The organism is Streptomyces sp. NPDC051133 (genome assembly GCF_040682635.1).
In the GTDB taxonomy this organism is placed as follows: domain Bacteria; phylum Actinomycetota; class Actinomycetes; order Streptomycetales; family Streptomycetaceae; genus Streptomyces.
The window spans coordinates 47036-64130 of the sequence record NZ_JBFBBK010000011.1 but is presented as its reverse complement, the minus strand read 5'-3'; the positions used below and the strand labels follow the sequence as shown (position 1 = coordinate 64130).

Annotated in this window: 18 protein-coding genes; 7 read left to right on the top strand and 11 right to left on the bottom strand. The window is 73.7% G+C overall.

What is annotated here, in order from left to right; translation table 11 throughout:
* Positions 1–26: 26 nt before the first annotated feature.
* Positions 27–746 (bottom strand): TetR/AcrR family transcriptional regulator, encoded by a 720-nt coding sequence (locus AB0N17_RS14135; protein ID WP_366011549.1) that lies wholly within the window; start codon positions 744–746, stop codon positions 27–29.
* A 123-nt stretch (positions 747–869) separates the two neighbouring features.
* Between AB0N17_RS14135 and AB0N17_RS14130 the strand changes: the two genes are divergently transcribed.
* Both AB0N17_RS14130 and AB0N17_RS14125 read left to right on the top strand, forming a co-directional pair.
* A complete protein-coding gene (locus AB0N17_RS14130) occupies positions 870–2372 on the top strand; it encodes an APC family permease (RefSeq protein ID WP_366011548.1) in 1503 nt (500 codons plus the stop codon).
* An 18-nt stretch (positions 2373–2390) separates the two neighbouring features.
* Positions 2391–4016, top strand: a complete 1626-nt coding sequence (locus tag AB0N17_RS14125) for an amidohydrolase (RefSeq protein ID WP_366011547.1) — start codon at positions 2391–2393, stop codon at positions 4014–4016.
* Positions 4017–4052: 36 nt separating this feature from the next.
* Here AB0N17_RS14125 and AB0N17_RS14120 read toward each other — a convergent pair whose 3' ends face one another.
* Positions 4053–4949: a hypothetical protein gene (locus AB0N17_RS14120; RefSeq protein ID WP_366011546.1), complete on the bottom strand. Its 897-nt coding sequence runs from the start codon at positions 4947–4949 to the stop codon at positions 4053–4055.
* On the opposite strand from AB0N17_RS14120, the gene AB0N17_RS14115 reads away from it, so the two are divergent.
* Both AB0N17_RS14115 and AB0N17_RS14110 read left to right on the top strand, forming a co-directional pair.
* A complete protein-coding gene (locus AB0N17_RS14115; protein WP_366011545.1) occupies positions 4921–5871 on the top strand; it encodes an NADP-dependent oxidoreductase in 951 nt (316 codons plus the stop codon). The genes AB0N17_RS14120 and AB0N17_RS14115 overlap by 29 nt on opposite strands.
* Before the next feature lie 148 nt (positions 5872–6019).
* Positions 6020–6403 (top strand): anti-sigma factor antagonist, encoded by a 384-nt coding sequence (locus tag AB0N17_RS14110; protein WP_366011543.1) that lies wholly within the window; start codon positions 6020–6022, stop codon positions 6401–6403.
* A gap of 24 nt (positions 6404–6427) precedes the next feature.
* On the opposite strand, the gene AB0N17_RS14105 is transcribed toward AB0N17_RS14110, so the two are convergent.
* Positions 6428–7372 (bottom strand): ribose-phosphate pyrophosphokinase, encoded by a 945-nt coding sequence (locus AB0N17_RS14105; protein ID WP_366011542.1) that lies wholly within the window; start codon positions 7370–7372, stop codon positions 6428–6430.
* A gap of 41 nt (positions 7373–7413) precedes the next feature.
* Positions 7414–9714 (bottom strand): glycosyltransferase family 39 protein, encoded by a 2301-nt coding sequence (locus tag AB0N17_RS14100; protein ID WP_366011541.1) that lies wholly within the window; start codon positions 9712–9714, stop codon positions 7414–7416.
* 209 nt (positions 9715–9923) lie between these two features.
* On the opposite strand from AB0N17_RS14100, the gene AB0N17_RS14095 reads away from it, so the two are divergent.
* A complete protein-coding gene (locus tag AB0N17_RS14095; RefSeq protein WP_366011540.1) occupies positions 9924–10580 on the top strand; it encodes a DUF4230 domain-containing protein in 657 nt (218 codons plus the stop codon).
* Here AB0N17_RS14095 and AB0N17_RS14090 read toward each other — a convergent pair whose 3' ends face one another.
* Genes AB0N17_RS14090 through AB0N17_RS14065 form a run of 6 tightly spaced genes read right to left on the bottom strand, consistent with a single transcriptional unit; the run spans position 10581 to position 14368 of the window.
* Positions 10581–12353 (bottom strand): complex I subunit 5 family protein, encoded by a 1773-nt coding sequence (locus tag AB0N17_RS14090; RefSeq protein ID WP_366011539.1) that lies wholly within the window; start codon positions 12351–12353, stop codon positions 10581–10583.
* Positions 12353–12700, bottom strand: a complete 348-nt coding sequence (locus AB0N17_RS14085; protein ID WP_366011647.1) for a sodium:proton antiporter — start codon at positions 12698–12700, stop codon at positions 12353–12355. The genes AB0N17_RS14090 and AB0N17_RS14085 overlap by 1 nt, the downstream gene beginning before the upstream one ends.
* Positions 12701–12708: 8 nt before the next feature.
* Positions 12709–13446 (bottom strand): MnhB domain-containing protein, encoded by a 738-nt coding sequence (locus tag AB0N17_RS14080; protein WP_366011538.1) that lies wholly within the window; start codon positions 13444–13446, stop codon positions 12709–12711.
* Entirely contained in the window at positions 13443–13703 is a 261-nt protein-coding gene (locus AB0N17_RS14075; protein WP_366011537.1) for a DUF4040 domain-containing protein, read from the bottom strand. The genes AB0N17_RS14080 and AB0N17_RS14075 overlap by 4 nt, the downstream gene beginning before the upstream one ends.
* A 21-nt stretch (positions 13704–13724) precedes the next feature.
* The gene (locus tag AB0N17_RS14070; protein WP_366011536.1) at positions 13725–14177 is read right to left on the bottom strand and encodes a monovalent cation/H+ antiporter complex subunit F; all 453 of its coding nucleotides are present in this window, start codon (positions 14175–14177) and stop codon (positions 13725–13727) included.
* Positions 14174–14368: a hypothetical protein gene (locus tag AB0N17_RS14065; protein ID WP_366011535.1), complete on the bottom strand. Its 195-nt coding sequence runs from the start codon at positions 14366–14368 to the stop codon at positions 14174–14176. The genes AB0N17_RS14070 and AB0N17_RS14065 overlap by 4 nt, the downstream gene beginning before the upstream one ends.
* A 532-nt stretch (positions 14369–14900) precedes the next feature.
* Here AB0N17_RS14065 and AB0N17_RS14060 point away from each other — a divergent pair.
* Complete coding sequence (locus AB0N17_RS14060; RefSeq protein WP_366011645.1) at positions 14901–15416, top strand: VanZ family protein; 516 nt, start codon at positions 14901–14903, stop codon at positions 15414–15416.
* A 96-nt stretch (positions 15417–15512) separates the two neighbouring features.
* A complete protein-coding gene (locus tag AB0N17_RS14055; RefSeq protein ID WP_366011534.1) occupies positions 15513–16748 on the top strand; it encodes an RICIN domain-containing protein in 1236 nt (411 codons plus the stop codon).
* Positions 16749–16848: 100 nt separating this feature from the next.
* Here AB0N17_RS14055 and AB0N17_RS14050 read toward each other — a convergent pair whose 3' ends face one another.
* Complete coding sequence (locus AB0N17_RS14050) at positions 16849–17094, bottom strand: hypothetical protein (protein ID WP_366011533.1); 246 nt, start codon at positions 17092–17094, stop codon at positions 16849–16851.
* Position 17095 lies beyond the last annotated feature (1 nt).

Below are 17095 nucleotides of genomic sequence, written 5' to 3'. Positions count from 1 at the left end.
GCGAACGCCGTCCAGTGTGGCCGCCGTCAGTCCCCGGTCCCCGCACGCAGGTGCGTCAGGCGTGTCCGGGCGGCCTCCAGGAGCAGCTCCAGGGCGGCCGGGTAGGAGCTGGTGCGCATGGTGGCCACGAGATGGCGGGCGCTCGCCGCGATGTGCGGGTGGGTGTCCGCGGGCAGCCGGCCGTACGTGGTCCGCCACACCTCCGTCTCGGCCTCGCGGGCGGCCCGGGGCAGCGAGGTGCCCGCGGAGTCCAGGGCGCCGAAGGCGAGCGCCTGGTCCACGAACGCGGCGTAGATGCGCACCGCCTCCGGCTCCGGGAACCCGGCTTCCCGCAGCACGCCGAGGATGCTCTCCACGGCCTGGATCTCGTGCGCGCGGCCGGTGACCCGGTGGGCGCTGAGCACCGCCGCGCGGGGGTGCGCGAGGGTGCCGGCGTGCATGCGCAGCCCGAGTTCGCGCAGGTCGGCCACCCAGTCGCCGGTCGGCCGCCAGGTCCGCATGGTGCCGCCGATCAGCTCGTCGGCGATGGCCAGCATCAGGTCGTCGGTGTGCCGGAAGTACCGGTACAGCGAGCTGGGGTCGGCGCCGAGGGCCCGGCCGAGGCGGCGCACGGAGAGGGCGTCGGCCCCGTGCTCCTCGATCAGCCGCAGCGCCGTGGCGACGATCAGCTCCTCGGACAGCATCACCCCCTGTTTGGTGGGGCGGCGGCGCTGCCGGGCGGCGGGCGGGACGACGCGTTCGGTCATGGGGCCTCCCTGGGATCTGCCCGGCACCTTATGACAACACCGTTGACCTGTGAAGTGCACGGCAGTTTCATGTCCGGTCACCGGGGCCGTCCGGGGCCCCGCGGTGCGAGCGGAGAGCCGGCGATGAGCGAAAGACCCTTCACAGTGGATCCGCCTGCGCGGCCCGAGCTGCGCAAGTCCCTGAGCGTGGCGGACGGCGTCGCCGTCGCCGCTTCCAGTACGGCCGCCACGACCAGCATCGGCATCGGGCTGGGGGTGACCGCGGCGGTGGTCGGCCCCCATCTGCCGGCGATCATGCTGCTGGCGTTCCTGCCCGTCCTCGGCATCGCCGGGGCCTACTCCCGGCTGAACCGGGTGGAGCCGAACGCGGGCAACGGCTACGTGTGGGTGGGCCGTTCGCTCAGCCCCTGGCTCGGCTTCATGGTCGGCTGGGTGAACTTCGTGGCGAGCGTGGCCTTCCTCGCCTACACCACGGCCGTCACGGGTTCGGCGCTGCTGCAGCTGGCCGGCGAGGCGGGCCTGCACCGGATCGGCTCGCTGGTGTTCGACCCGGACTCGACGGCGCAGACGACGGCGGTGGGGATCGTCGTGCTGGCCGCGGTCACCCTGACCGCCGTGACCGGGGTCCGTACGGCGGCCCGGCTGCAGACCGGGCTGCTGGTCTTCGAGTACGTCGTCCTGATCGGGTTCTGCGGCTACGGCATCGTCACCGGGCCGCACTCCTTCAGCCTGGCCTGGTTCGACCCGTTCGCGATCCCCTCGGCGACCGCGCTGGCGCAGGGCCTGCTGCTGTCGGTGTTCTGCTACTGGGGGTTCGAGGCGGCGTTCACCGTCAACGAGGAGGTGCGCGACCCGCGGGACGCCTCCCGCGCCGGGACCATCACCCTGGTGACGATGCTCGGCCTGTTCCTGCTCGGCTCGGTCGCCTTCCAGCGGGTGCTCTCCCAGGGGGAGCTGGCCGGACACGGGGCGCAGGGGCTCGCGTACTACGGGGACCGGCTGGCGGACCAGCCGTGGGCCGCGCTGCCGCTCGTCGCCCTGATGTTCTCGGCGGTGGCCTCGCTCCAGGCCGGGGTCATCCCGACGGCCCGCGGGATGTTCGCGATGAGCCGGGACCGTACCCTCGGGCCGGTGTGGTCCAGGGTCAGCGCCCGGTACGGGACGCCGGCCGTCGGGACGCTGCTGATCGGGGCGCTGGCCGTCGCGGCGGCAGCGGGCGCGCTGGTGATCCCGCGGCTCGCCGACATGATCGACGCGGTCGTGAACGCCGTCGGCATCGTCGTCGCCCTGTCCTACGCGCTCACCGCCCTCGCGGCCGCCGTGCGCTTCCGTTCCCTGCTGCGCACCGACTGGCGGCAGGGCGTCCGGGCGGTGGTGCTGCCCACGCTCAGCGCACTGGCCCTGCTGGGCCTCGGCGGCTACCTCGGCTGGTCCTTCTACGACTCGGCCGACCATCTGGAAGCGAGCGCCGACAACGGCTGGTTCCTGCTGCTCATGCCGGTCGCGATGATCGTGTCCGGGTTCGCGGTGGCCGCGTGGGCCAAGTGGGTGCGCAGGTCGCCGTACTTCCATACCGGGGCCGGCACCGACGCCGACTCGCCCGAGCTGCTCACCACCTCTCACTGACCGACCAGGAAAGGCATCATGCACACCGATCTGCTGTTCACCGGCGGCCCCGTCCTCACCCCCGAGGGCCGCACCGCGACCGCCGTCGCCGTCACCGGGGACCGTGTCACCGCGGTCGGCGGGGACGAGCTGCACGACCTGGCCGGGCCGCGCACCGAGGTGGTGGACCTCGCCGGACGGTTGCTGCTGCCCGGCTTCCAGGACGCGCACGTCCATCCGGTGCCGGCCGGGCTCGAACTGGCCCAGTGCGATCTGTCGGGCCTGGCGACGGCCGAGGAGACCGTGGCCGCCGTACGGGCGTACGCGCAGGCGCACCCGGAGCGGGAGTGGATCCTGGGCGGCGGCTGGTCGATGGAGGCGTTCGCGGGCGGTACGCCGACGAGGGAGCTGCTCGACGCGGTCGTGCCCGACCGGCCGGTGTACCTGCCCAACCGGGACCATCACGGCGCCTGGGTCAACAGCCGGGCGCTGCGGCTGGCCGGCATCGACCGGGACACGCCCGACCCGGCGGACGGGCGGATCGAACGGGACGCCTCCGGTGAGCCCAGCGGCACGCTCCAGGAGGGGGCGATGCAGCTGGTGGGCCGGCTCACCCCGCCCGCGACCCCGGCCGACCGGCTGGCCGCGCTGCTGCACGCCCAGCGGCATCTGCACGCGCTCGGCGTCACCGCCTGGCAGGACGCGCTCGTCGGTGACTTCCTCGGGATGGACGACCCGGCCGAGGCGTATCTCGCGGCGGCGCGGGACGGTTCGCTCACCGCGCGGGTGCGGGGCGCCCTGTGGTGGGACCGGGAGCGCGGGGCCGAACAGATCCCCGAACTCGCCGCGAAGCGGGAGGCGTTCAGCCACGGGCGGTTCCGGGCGGGCACGGTGAAGCTGATGCTGGACGGGGTCGCCGAGAACCACACGGCCGCGCTGCTCGACCCTTATCTGGACCGGTGCGGCTGCGCGACCGCCAACCGCGGCAAGAGCTTCATCGATCCCGAGCAACTCCCGCGGTATGTGTCCGAGTTGGACGCACTCGGCTTCCAGTGCCACTTCCACGCGCTAGGCGACCGGGCCGTACGGGACGCGCTGGACGCGGTCGAGGCGGCCCGCGCCGCGAACGGGCCGAGCGACACCCGGCCGCATCTCGCGCACCTGCAGGTGGTGCACCCGGACGACGTGCCCCGCTTCGCGCGGCTCGGCGCCACGGCGAACATCCAGCCGCTGTGGGCCGCGCACGAGCCGCAGATGGACGAGCTGACGATCCCCTTCCTCGGGCCCGAACGGGCCGCCTGGCAGTACCCGTTCGGCGCGCTGCTGCGCTCCGGGGCACGGCTCGCCGCGGGCAGCGACTGGCCGGTGAGCAGCCCCGATCCGCTGCAGGGCATCCATGTCGCGGTCAACCGGGTGGAACCGGGCGGCGGCGGGCCGGTGTTCCTGCCCGGGGAGCGGCTGGGCCTCGCGGACGCGTTCACGGCATACACGGCCGGGTCGGCGTACGTGAACCATCTGGACGACACCGGCCGGGTGACCGCCGGCGCGCTCGCCGACCTGGTGGTGCTGGACCGCGATCCGTTCGCCGGGCCGCCGGAGGCGCTCGCGGAGACGGCCGTGGCGCTCACCTACGTGGGCGGTGAGCGGGTGTTCGGCGAGGGGTGAGCCGGGCGCGGGGTCAGGCGCAGGCGGCGCCCCGCTTCAGCCGGGGCCAGGCCTCGACGCCATCGGGGTGCGGACGTACGCCGTCGACCGGTCGGCGGTGAGCCACAGCCGCCGGTGCCGGTGCCGGTATCCGGTGTCGTGGGCGCCCGCGGGCATGCGGACGTGGGCGCGGTACGGCGCGGTGAGCAGGCTCTCGCCGAGCACGCCGTCCGGGTCGCGGGCGTAGGTCGCACCGTCCAGGGCGAGGAAGCGGACGGACTGCCGGCCGCAGTGTGCGGAGCCGGTCGAGCCGTTGAGGCGGCTCACCGGCACCCGCCTGCCGTGCCGGTCCGTCCACACCTCCCGGCCCCAGGCGGCCGCGTACCGGGCGGGCCGTTCGGCCGGATCGCAGGAGGCGCTGGTCTCGGGGCCCCAGCCGGGCCGGTCCTGCTGGTCCTCGGCCACCACGACGGCCACCTTGGTGCGCCCGCCGACGTCGAAGGAGTACAGCACCCGGTTCCGCTCCCGGCGCTCCATCCGGTAGCCGTGGCCGGGGGCGTTCGGCTGGAACAGGTCGAGCCAGAGCGCCGGGCCCTCCTCGGGGGTGTCCGCGCCGTCGGAGTCGCCCCACCCGTCGGGTCCGGCGCCGTCGAAGATCCGCCCGTCGCACTCCAGCGCCCGGCCCGCGGCCCCCGAGGCCAGGCCGGTGGGATACCGGGCACCACCGGGCCCGGTCCCGTCCCGCCGCCGCACCCCACCGCCGTCACCGCCACGAGCCCCCTGCGCATGCCCGCCCCTCTCCCCTGCCACCGGCGCCGGATCCGCCGGCGCCGTACCGGACCCTTCGACGCCGGGGCGGGCCGGAACGTTCGGCGGGCCGGGGAGACGGCGCAGACGCGGGCGCGTTCCGGCAGGCTGGGTGACCATGAGCTGCATGAACACGATGCGAGTCATCAGCCAGGACGTCCTCGGCGGTCCCGAGGTCCTGAGGGAAGTCCGGGTGGAGCGGCCGGAACCGGGCCCGAACCAGGTGCTGGTCCGGGTGCGGGCCGCCGGGGTGAACCCCACCGACTGGAAGCACCGGGCCACCGGCGGGTTCCTGGGCGAGCCGCCGTTCGTGCTCGGCTGGGACGTCTCGGGCGAGGTCGCCGGAACCGGGATCGGCGTGGCCGCCTTCCAGCCTGGCGACGAGGTCTTCGGCATGCTGCCCTACCCCTACGGCCACGGCTCGCACGCCGAGTACGTGGTCGCCCCGGTGCGTGCACTGACGCACAAGCCGGCCTCGATCGACCACATCCAGGCGGGCGCGCTGCCGCTGGTGTCCCTGACCGCCTGGCAGGCGCTGACCGAGCACGCCGGCCTCCGGCGCGGGCAGCGGGTGCTGGTCCACGCGGCGGCCGGCGGGGTCGGGCACGTGGCCGTGCAGATCGCCAAGGCGCGCGGCGCGTACGTGATCGGCACGGCGAGCGCGGGCAAGCACGACTTCCTGCGGGAGATCGGCGTGGACGAGCCGGTCGACTACCGGAGCACCGACGTCACCGAGGCGGTGCGGGACGTCGACGTGGTCCTGGACACGCTCGGCGGGGACACCTCCGTGGCGTCGCTGAAGGTGCTGCGGCCGGGCGGTGTGGTGGTGTCGGTCCTGCCGGTGGGTTCACCGGAGTTCCACGAGGAGGCCGAGCGGCTCGGCGTCCGGGCCGTGCGCATGCTGGTGGACGCCGACCGGGCCGGGATGCGGGCGATCGCGGAGCTGGCGGAGGCGGGGAAGCTCAGGGCGACGATCGCCGGGACCTTCCCGCTGGCCGACGCGGCCAAGGCGCACGAACGGGGCGACACCGGCCGTACGACCGGAAAGCTGGTCCTTGTGGCGAACTGAGCCGGACCCCGGCGAACCGCGCCGGGCCGCGGAGCGACACGCCCCAAACTCCAAGACATATGTCAATCGAACATGCTCAAATTCCTTCCATCGAGGGTAACTTGACAGTTGGGGAACCGATGTCCGGGGACGGGTGGGAGGTGATGTCGTGGCGCGAGACGAGCCCGCACCGTTCACCCGGCAGCTGCGCGTGTACGCGCACCGCGGGCACACGGTCGTGGAGTTGCGGGGCGAGATCGACATCCTCGCGGCGGCGGAGATCGGCCCGGCCCTGGACCGGGCCACCGGCGGCCCCGGTGTGCGGGTCGTGATCGACCTGCGGCAGGTGGAGTTCTTCGACTGCTCGGGGCTGCGCCTGCTGTACCGGGCGCGCGCCCGGGTGCGGGACGGCGGCGGGCAGCTGCACCTGGTGTGCACGCATCCGCTGACGCTGCGCGTCTTCCGGGTCACCGGCCTCACCCGGCTGCTGCCCGCGCACCCGACGCTGGACGCGGCCCTGGCCCGGTCCGAGGCCGCGTCCGGCTCCGTGTGAGCCTCCGCCTCCGGTGCGGTCGCTCTACGACGCCTCGAACAGGGCGCTGACGGATTCACCGTTGTGGATGCGCCGCACCGCCTCGGCGAGCGCCGGGGCGATGGACAGGACGCGCAGCTTGTCGGTGTGCTCGTCCGCCGGGACCGGCACGGTGTTGGTGCAGACGATCTCCAGCACGTCCGGCTGCTCGCTCAGCCGCTTCAGCGCCCCGGCCGCGAACAGCCCGTGCGTGCACGCCACCCGGATCGAGCGCGGTTGCAACTCCCTTATGTTGTCGAGCAGTTCCAGCACGGTGCGGCCCTTGGCGATCTCGTCGTCCAGCACGATGACGTCCCGGCCGGCGATCTCGCCGATGACGGAGCTGATGCTCACCCGGTCGTCCGCGAACCGCTGCTTGGCACCGGCCGCCACCTGCGCCCCGATGAGCCGGGCGAAGGCGGCGGCCTCCTTGGCGTTGCCGAGGTCCGGGGAGACGACCGTGGTGCGCGTGAGGTCGTACTTCCGGAAGTGCGCCGCGAGTTCACGCAGCGCGTTCAGGTGGTCGACCGGCACCGAGAAGAAGCCGTGGACCTGCGGGGCGTGCAGGGTCATGGCGAGGACCCGGCTCGCGCCGGCCGCCACCATCAGGTCGGCGACCAGCCGGCCGCCCAGGGAGATGCGTGGCGCGTCCTTCTTGTCCGAGCGGGCGTAGGAGTAGTGCGGCATGACGACGGTGATCCGGGCCGCGGAGGCGCCCCGGGCCGCGTCGCACATCATCAGCAGCTCCACCAGATGCTCCTGCACCGGTCTGACCAGCGGCTGGATCAGGAAGACGTCCCGCTCCCGGCAGTTGGCCTGAAGCTGCACCTCCAGACAGTCGTTGGCGAACCGGCTGACCCGGGTCGGGCTGAGGGGCACCCCGAGCTGGGCGCAGACCTCCCGGGCCAGGTCGGGGTGGGCGCTGCCGCTGAACACGGCGATGTCTCGCACGATCCGCTCCTCGCATGATCGGCACGGGCTGGGCCGTCATGCTACTGGCCCGGGCCGCACCGGTAGAGCGTCTGGGCCTCGGCCGTCCCGCCCTGGCCGCCCGGCAGGGAACGACCGGTGGCCACGAGGTCGCCGCCGCCGTAGGCCGCGGCCGGGACCCTGGCGCAGGAGGACCGCACCCAGCCGGTGATCCGCGCGGCCGTCGTGTCCGTGCCGTCGGCCGCCGGGCCCCTCTCGCGCCCGCCGCCCAGCAGCACGTACCGCACCTGGCCCGCTTCGACCAGGCGCCGGAACTGCGTCCGGGTCGGGAACGGCACCCGTCCGCTGAAGCCGCCGAGCGGCAGGACGTCGGCGCCGGTCGCCAGGATGTAGGGGGACGCCGTGCTCCACCTGCTGGTGGCCAGCACATAGCGGGCCGAACCCTGGTGCGCGCGGGCGTAGTCGAACAACCGGCGCTGGGCCGCGGTCAGTCCGCCGCTCTCCTCGACGGCGAATCCGCCCGGGCCGCCGAGTCCCCCCGGGCCCATGCCGCCCATGCCGCCCGCGCCGCCCCAGGTGACCGGCCCGGGCGTCGCGGTGCCGGCCCGTGCCTGCGGCCCCGGCCGGCCGGTCCCCGATCCCTTCTGCCGGTGGCCGCGGTGCGTGCCGGACGGGCCGACCGCGCCCACGCCGGAGCTTCGGTGCGCGGGGACGAAGACCTGCACCGCCCATGCGCTCGGTGCGATGAGCAGGGCCGCCAGGGAGGTGGCGAGAGAGGCGAGCGCGAGCCGGCCGCCGGAGCGGGAGCGCCCCGGCCGGGTCAGGACCAGCAGCACGACGCCGACGGCACCGAGCGCGGCCACCGTGGGCGCGAGCCACGGCAGGAACGCCGGGAAGTGGCCGGCGACGTACGCGCCCCAGCCCGCCGTCGCCGCCACGGCGCCCGGCAGGGCCCAGGCGCGGCGCCCGCCGGCCCGGTGGGCGCGCCACATCAGCACGGTGCCGCCCCCGGTCAGCGCGGCGAGCGGCACCGCGATCACCCCCATGTAGTAGGTGTGGCCGCCGACGCTGCCGGCGCTGAAGACCAGGAAGAACGTGGCCAGCCAGGTGCCCCAGAGCACGAAGCCGGCGCGCAGCCGGTCGGTGCGCGGGCGTCCCCGGCGCCAGAGCAGACCGCACCCGACGGCCAGGGCGGCGATCGGGTAGAACCAGCCGGTCTGGGCGGCGAGCGCGCTGCCGAACATCTTCGACCAGCCTTCCTGACCCCCGCCGGCGCTCTGCTGCCCGGCATCCGCCGCGACGGCCGACGGCGTGCGGGCCTCCCCGGCGGACCGCGTGTCCACGGCGCCGCGCGGACCGGCCGCGCCGAGCGCCCCGGCCGCGCGGTGGCGGACACCGGCAGCGTCCGCTCCGGCCGCCCGCCCCTCCGCTCCGGCCGCCCGCCCGGCGCCGCCGTGACCGCCTCCCGCGCCCTGGACGGCACTCACGCTGCCCGTGGAGGCCGCGCTGATGCCGAGCGCCGAGAAGCGGTTGAGGAAGTTGTAGCCGACCACCATGCTGAGCGCCGAGTTGTTGGTGGTGCCGTCCACATACGGCCGGTTCTGGGCCGGGGTGAGGGTGACGGCGAGCGTCCACGACGCCGAGACGGCGGTCATCACCAGAGCGGCCAGGCCGAGGTGCGCCAGCCGCCGCCGGAGCGTGAGCGGCGCCGAGATCAGATGGACCAGGGCGAGCGCGGGCAGCACGGCCCACGCCTCCAGCATCTTGGCCTGGAAGCCGACGCCGACCCACACCCCCGCCGTCAGCAGCGGGCGCAGCCGGCCCTCCCGGGCGGCGCGCCCGGTGGCCTCGGCGGCCAGCAGCAGGCACAGGGTGAACGCGGGGTCCTCCACCGTGGTGCGGAACAGCCCGACCGCCACGGGGGTCACCAGGAAGGCCGTCGCGGCGATCAGCGCCGCGTGCACGCCGGCCCACCGGTGCACCAGCCGGTACAGCACCAGCAGACTCGCCACTCCCTCCAGGACCTGGGGCAGGATCAGCGCCCAGGGGCGGAATCCGAAGAGACGCGCGGAAAGGGCCTGCGGCCAGAGGAATCCCGGCAGTTTGTCGAGGGTGATGGAATTGCCGGGATCGAAGGAGCCGTAGAAGAAGGCCTTCCAGCTCTCCGTCATGCTGCGGACGGCGTCCGCGTAGAACGTGTGGTACTGACTGTGGTCGATGCCCCAGGTGTAGAGCACGGCGGCGAGCACGGTGACGACCAGCAGCGCCGGGCGTGCGTACGCGGGCTCGCCCACGGGTGATCTCCATGGCGGGCGACGGCCGGCACCGGTGCGGGCGGGCGCGTCGAGGACGTTCGTGGCCATGCACGGCAGTGTTCGCCACCGCGGTCGCCCGCCCCGCCGGAACAGGCCCCTTCAAGGAAATTCTCACGTCCGCGAGAACAATTCTTTAATCACCTCGCCCGCACGTCACCCCGCCCGCGTACGCGTGCCGCCGCGCCGCTCGCGTCGGTGCGCGGGTCTGGCGGGGCGGGTGACGGGGCATGCGAGGGTGAGGAAGGAGGACCGTCGCGATGACGACTTCCGTGAGTTCCGTCCGGCGCCTGCCCGGCTGGGCCAAGGCCGTTGCCGCGCTCGTGCTGGTGCTCGCCGTGCTGTTCGCCGGGATCCGGCTGGCCGTACTGCCGGGCATCGAGGACCTGTTCGGCACGCGGACGCACGACCGTTCGGGCCCGGCACTGCTGAAATCCATCCAGGACATGAGCCGTTACGACGCCGCGTCGGGCAACTTCCAGGTCGTGGTCGACCTGGAGAAGGACGCGAAGTTCCTGCCCGACGCGATCCGCGGCACCCGCACCCTGTACGTCGGCGCGGGGACCGTGGACGCCTACGTCGACCTGGGGCGGGTCGGTGAGAAGGACGTGTCGGTCAACGGCGACCGCACGTCCGCCACCCTGCGGCTGCCGCACGCCCGGCTCGGCAGCCCCGCCCTCGACCCCGACCACTCCTACGCCGTGTCCAAGCAGCGCGGACTGCTGGACCGGCTCGGGGACCTCTTCTCGGACAACCCCAACAGCGAGCAGGCCGTGCAGAAGCTCGCCGTCCGGCACATCGGTGACGCGGCGCGCGGCAGCGGGCTGACCGCACGCGCCGAGTCGAACACCACCGGCATGCTGCAGGGCCTGCTGCGCTCCCTCGGCTTCAAGGAGGTGCACATCTCGTACGGCTGATCAGCCGCCCAGCACCCCGGGCACGGCCAGCGCGCCCAGCACGGTCGCGCCCACCAGCAGCCAGGCCACGTAGTCGCCCACATGGCCCGACTGCAGGCGCCTCAGGGGCCGGGCCCAGTCGGGGGCGGCCGTCCAGTGCGGGCGGGTGACGGCGAGGCCGGCGAGGGCCACGGCCAGCGCGGTGGAGGCCACGCCCAGCAGGACGCCGTGCAGGGTCCAGTGCACGGAGACGTGGGCACCGCCCGACCCGGCCTCGTTCGCGGAGCGGGCCACCACGTCGCCGAAGCCGGGGACCGCACCGACGGCGAGGGCGCCGGCCAGCAGCACGGCGGGCACCGTCCGCATGGTGTCCGGGATCCGGCGCAGCAGGCCGGGCGTCTCGGGCTCCTCCTCGGATCCGCTGGTCTCGAGGTCGGAGTCGGCGTCCTGCGGCTGCGGCCCGAGACCGAGGAACACGCGTGCCGTGACGCGCAGGGCGGCGCCGGCGGTGATCGCGGAGGCGGCCACGAACACCACGGTGAGCGGGCCGCCCACCGCCTCCTCGGTGACCGCCTTGCCGAGCCCGGTGCCGAAGGGGGGCAGGCCGGCGAGGCCGAGGGCGGCCACGGCGAACATCACCGCGACCGCGCGCAGTTCACGGGCCCGGCCGTGCAGGGTGTGTTCGTCGACGCTGCCGTACCGGTCGAGCAGGACGCCCGCGCAGGCGAACAGCGCGGCCTTCACTCCGGCGTGCCCGATGATGTACAGGGCGACCCCGTCGTCGCCCTCGGGCGTCAGGATGCCGAGGCCGACGAGGAACAGACCGGTGTGGGCGACGGTGGAGTAGGCCAGGAGCCGTTTGATGTGCCGCTGGTACCAGCACATCACGGCGCCGGTCGCTGCCGTGAGGGTGCCGAGTGTCACCAGCGCCCGGGTGAGGTCGGCGGCGGGAATGCCGCCGGGTCCGGCGAAGACGGTGCCGTACACCCGCCAGACGCCGTAGACGCCGAGTTCCACCATCACGCCGGACAGCAGCATGCAGACCGGGGTGGGGGCGACGGCGTGCGCGTCGGGGAGCCAGAAGTGGAAGGGCACGGCTGCCGCCTTGACCAGCAGGCCGGTCATGACCAGCACGAAGGAGGCGAGGACGAGGGCGTCCGGCCCGCCGTGCCCGGCCGCCGTGTCGAGTCCCCGGCCGATCTTCGTCATCGCCAGTTCGCCGGTACGGGCGTACAGCAGGCCGATGCCCATCAGCATGGCGTACGCGCCGAGGGAGTTGACGACGCCGAAGGTGAGGGCGCCCTGCACGGCCTTCGCCTCGTCGATGCGGTAGCCGGTGAGCGCGTAGGCGGTGACGCTCATCAGCTCGAAGAACACGAACGCGTTGAACAGGTCCCCGGCGAGGGCGAAGCCGCACATGGCGCCCTGGAAGACCAGCATCAGCGCGGTGAAGGCGCCGCTGTGGCCGCGCGGGGGTTCGTCGAAGTAGCGCCAGGAGTAGGCGAGGGCGGCGAGGGTCAGCAGCGAGACCAGCGCGGCCATGCCGAGCGCGGGGCCGTCCCCGATCACGACGATGCCGACGCTCTCGCCGCCGACGGGCAGCCAGCCGCCCACCCATTCGACCAGTGGCGGCGAGGAGTTGAACAGCAGCACGACCGCGAGCGCGGCCGTGGCGCCGGAGACCGCGAAGCCGGTGATCTCGGCGGCGACGCGGGGCAGATGCCGGCCGACGGCCACCAGGACGGCGGCTCCGAGCAGCGGGACCGCGACGAGCAGCGGGAGCAGATGGTGCATCAGCCGCGCAGCTCCCGCAGTTCGTCGGGGTTGACCGTGCCGTGCCGCTTGGCGATCTGCAGGACCAGGGCGAGCAGCAGCGCGGTGACGGTGGCGCCGACCACGATGTCGGTGAGGGTGAGGGCCTGCACCACCGGGTCGACCACCGGCCGGGAGCCGGGCCGGATGTCGGAGAAGACCGGTGCGGTGGCGCCGTCCTGGTAGCCGACCGCCAGCAGCAGGACGTAGGTGGAGCACTGGCAGACCGCGAGGCAGCCGACGGCGTGGATCAGATTGCGGCTGGTGGCGAGGCCGTAGCAGCCCGTCAGAAAGACGTACACCGCCACCAGGTAGGGCAGGACGTGCATCACGGCGGTCACTTCCCGTGCTCCTCCTCGATCTCGACGGCCTGGTCCAGGAAGTGGGCGAGGAGCACGACGACGGCGCTCGCCACCTCCATGCCGATGGCCGCGTTCAGCAGGGGGACGGTGCCGCCGGAGGACAGGGTGTTGAAGGTGCCGTACGGCAGCAGCGTGTTGGCCAGGAACGCGGTGCCGGCCAGGATTCCGGCGACGCCCAGCACGAGGTAGGCGGAGACGGCGACGGCGTCGGAGGTCTCGAACACGGCGAGCGGGCGGACGCGTTCCAGGGCTCCGTAGTCGGAGCCGAGGTAGAGCAGATGCAGGGCGGTCGCGGCGACGACTCCGCCCTGGAAGCCGCCGCCGGGGCTGAGCTGGCCGTGGGCGACGACGTACAGGCCGGTGACCAGCGCGACGGGCAGCACGATCAGGGCGTAGCGGCGGACGGGGCGGGCCACCTCGGCGGGTTCCGGCTCGGCCCGGTGCTCGTCGCGTGCCTGGCGCAGCAGCACCACGCAGCCGAGGACGGAGGCGAACAGGATGCTCATCTCGCCGAGGGTGTCGTAGGCGCGCTGGTCGAAGTTGACGGAGGCGATGGTGTTGGCGGTGTGGCGGGCGAGGGAGGCGTGCACGGCCCGTGTGTCGTAGGGGTGGCTGCCGCCGCCGAAGCCGGGCAGGTCGAGGCAGGCGGCGACCAGCAGGGCGGCCAGGCCCGCGCCGCCGAAGGCCAGCAGTCCCAGCCGCAGCCGGTTCACTTCGTCCCCTCCTTGCTCCGGCCGCGGCGCCTGATCTTGCGCACGGACAGCATGATCAGCAGCGGGGTCAGCGCGGAGCCGACCGCCAGCTGGGAGAGGCCGACGTCCGGGGCCTGGAACACGGTGAACAGCGCGGCCAGGAGAATGCCGAGCACGGACAGCACCAGCGCCTGGCGGGCCGGGTCGCGCTGGGCCACGGCCGCGGTGGCGGAGGCGGCCACCAGCAGCAGGGCCACGACGGTCAGCGCATCGGACACACCGCACCTCCCCACGGGCCGTCAGCCACCGCGCACCCCCTGGAACCCGCCCGACAGGGCGCGCGAGGCGATCACGTTGCCGCCGATCAGCAGGGCGCCGATCACCAGGAGCTTCGCCATCGCCCGGCTCGGCCCGGTGGCCACGCAACAAGCGACCACGACGACCGCGCCCAGGGCGGCGGCGGCCCAGGTCAGCCCCCAGGCGCTCGGCCGTTCGCCGGCGAGGTCGTCGGAGAGCAGCCGGGCGAAGACGAGGGTGCCGACGGGGCCGAGGACGGCCAGCAGCAGGGCGAGGTCCACGTAGGCGGGGCGGCCGTAGCCCTGGGAGAGCAGGAGCAGGGCCGGGCACACCACCGAGGTGGCGAGGTTCTGCGCGATGACCCGGCGGCCGGTGGGGCCGGTGGTCACGCCCCACAGGGCGGCGGCCCCTCCCCCGCCCAGCTCGACGGTCGCCGCGAGGATCCAGCCGTTCACCGCCAGGTCACCGCCCGCCGGCCGGCCCGGGCCAGCAGCGCGCCCACGGCGGCGCAGCTCGCGCCGACGATCCGCTCCAGGGTGTCGACCGAGGTGATGAACACCAGCCACAGCAGGGCCAGCGCCAGCCACCAGCCGAGGAGTTCACCGACGGCGACGAGGACGGCGCGTGGGGCCGTACGCCGGGTCATCCGCCACCTCCTCGGTCCGTTTGGTCCGCTCTGTCATGCTGTGCGGGGATATATCCCAGGTGCCGCTCGGGGCATCCAAGCACCCCGGGCCCGTGCAGGGGTGACGGCACGCGGGTCCGCACCCGGAGTGCCCCGGGAGCGTGAACGGAAACCGCGGGCGTGCGCCCGGTGCCGTCGGAGCGCGGGCATCCCGGCGCGCCGGGCGGGTAACCGCTGTGAAATGCCTCGAAGTTGACGACCGGGAGCAGCGATGACCCGTACCGCCCCGCACCTGCCCGCGATCCTGCGCACCCCGAGGAAGCGGGGGCGGACCGGCAAGTCCGGCAGCCCGTGGGGCCCGCCCTCGTGGCTGCGCGCCCGCAGGAAGGCCGAGCCGGCCAAAGACGCCGACGGCGCCCGGGGCATGCTCGCGTTCCGGCGGCGGGACCGGGCCGGGGAGGCCGGCGGCACGCGGGGCCTGCCCGCGTCGCCGCGGGCGCGGAAGAAGCGCGAGCGGGGGCGGGACCAGGGCGGTCGGCGGCTGTCCGGCGGCCTGTTCGCACTCCGGCGGCGGGAGCCGGACACGGTGGACCGTCCGCGGCATGCGCTCCCGCTGCCCGTCCGGCTGCTCGCCATGCTGGTGGCGTTCGCGTGCATGGTGGCGTTCGCCGTCGTCCTGGCCCGGCTCACCCTGCGCCCCTCCCCCGCCTCGGTGGCCCTGACGCACAGCAATCTGCACCCCGGGCGCTCCCTGAGCGCCTACCTGGAGCACGCCCCGGTGCGGGACGCGATCCGGCAGATCGGCGGGAACGTGCTGCTCGGTGTCCCCTTCGGGGTCCTGGTGCCGGTCCTCGCTCCGCGTGCGCGGGGCATGCTGCGGGTGGTGGCGCTGACGGCGCTCGTGATGCTGATGGTGGAGCTGGCCCAGGGCGCGCTGATCACCGGGCGGGCCTTCGACATCGACGACGTCATCCTCAACACCACTGGGGCGCTGCTGGGTTGGCTGCTGCTGGGGCGGCGGCTCGGGCGTGCGGTGCATGCCCGGGTGCGTCCGTCGTCGGCCGGCTGATCGTCAGCGAAAGGTCCGTACCGCAGTATTGACGCTTTCTTATCTCATTCCTTAAATCAAGAGGCATCTCAATCGCCCCCCACGGATCGGAGAGCCATGGCCTCCCTACGCCTGCTCCACAGATGCCTCCTCGCCGCCCTGTCGGCCGTCCTGGTCGGCTCGGCCGCCGTCGGCCCGGCCCGGGCCGGCACCGCCGCCCCGGCGGCGGCGACCGTCACCACCTTCTCCGACACCTTCGACGGCCCCGCGGGCGCCGCGGTCGACTCCTCGAAGTGGACGCTGGAGACCGGCGACAACGTCAACAACCACGAGCGGCAGTACTACACCTCGGGCACGCACAACGCGGCCCTGGACGGCCAGGGCCATCTGGTGATCACGGCCCGCAAGGAGAACCCGGCCGGCTACCAGTGCTGGTACGGCAGCTGCCAGTACACCTCGGCCCGGCTGAACACGGCCGGGAAATTCACCGCGCGGTACGGCCATGTCGAGGCTCGCATGAAGATCCCGCGCGGGCAGGGCATGTGGCCGGCGTTCTGGATGCTCGGCACGCCCGTGAACTGGCCCGACTCGGGTGAGATCGACGTGATGGAGAACGTCGGGTTCGAGCCCTCGACCGTGCACGGCACCATCCACGGTCCCGGCTACTCCGGCTCCGGCGGCATAGGCGCCGCCTACACCCTGCCGAACGGGCAGGCCTTCGCGGACGCCTTCCACACCTTCGCCGTGGACTGGGCCCCCGGCTCGATCACCTGGTCCGTGGACGGGAACGTCTACGAGCGGCGCACGCCCGCCGACCTGGGCGGGAAGACGTGGGTGTACGACGACAAGCCGTTCTTCCTGATCCTGAACCTGGCGGTCGGCGGTTACTGGCCGGGCGACCCGGACGGCTCGACGCAGTTCCCGCAGGCCCTGGTGGTCGACTCGGTGTCGGTGACGACCGGCGACAGCGCGGCCGGGCTCCCGCTCCGGGGCCTGGCCGGCAAGTGCGTGGACGTGGCCGGCGCGAACCCCGCGAACGGCACTCCGGTGCAGCTCTACGACTGCAACGGCACGGGCGCGCAGACCTGGACCGCCGGCTCGGACGGCACGCTCCGGGCACTCGGCAAGTGCCTGGACGTCACGGGCAACGGCACGGCGGACGGCTCGACCGTCCAACTGTGGGACTGCACCGGCGGCCCGAACCAGAGGTGGACCGTCACCGGGGCGCACGACATCGTCAATCCGCAGGCGGACAAGTGCCTCGACGTGACCGGGAACAACTCGGCCAACGGCACCCGGCTGCAGATCTGGACGTGCACGGGCGGCGCGAACCAGAAGTGGACGGTCGGCTGAGGCACGCCCCTGTCCGGGCCCTCTCCTTCGGATCTTGCCGGAATCGCGGGGTCTGGCACGCACAGGTCGGCCGGAGCCGGCCTGATCCGAAGGAGAGGCCCTAGCGCAGCGTCCAGGTGTACTTGTCGCCGCCGACCCAGCGGACCACGTCGGGATCGTCCAGGTCGTGCACGGGGATGCCGTAGGAGGCGGCGGTCTCCAGCACATCGGTGACCGTCCTGGCCTCTCCGATCACCTGACCGTCGATCTCCATGATCCGGAACGGGCGCTCGCCGGGCTTGCCCGGGCAGACGCCGAGCACCATGATCCGCGGATGGGAGATGTGGGGAGCTGATTGTTCGGTCATG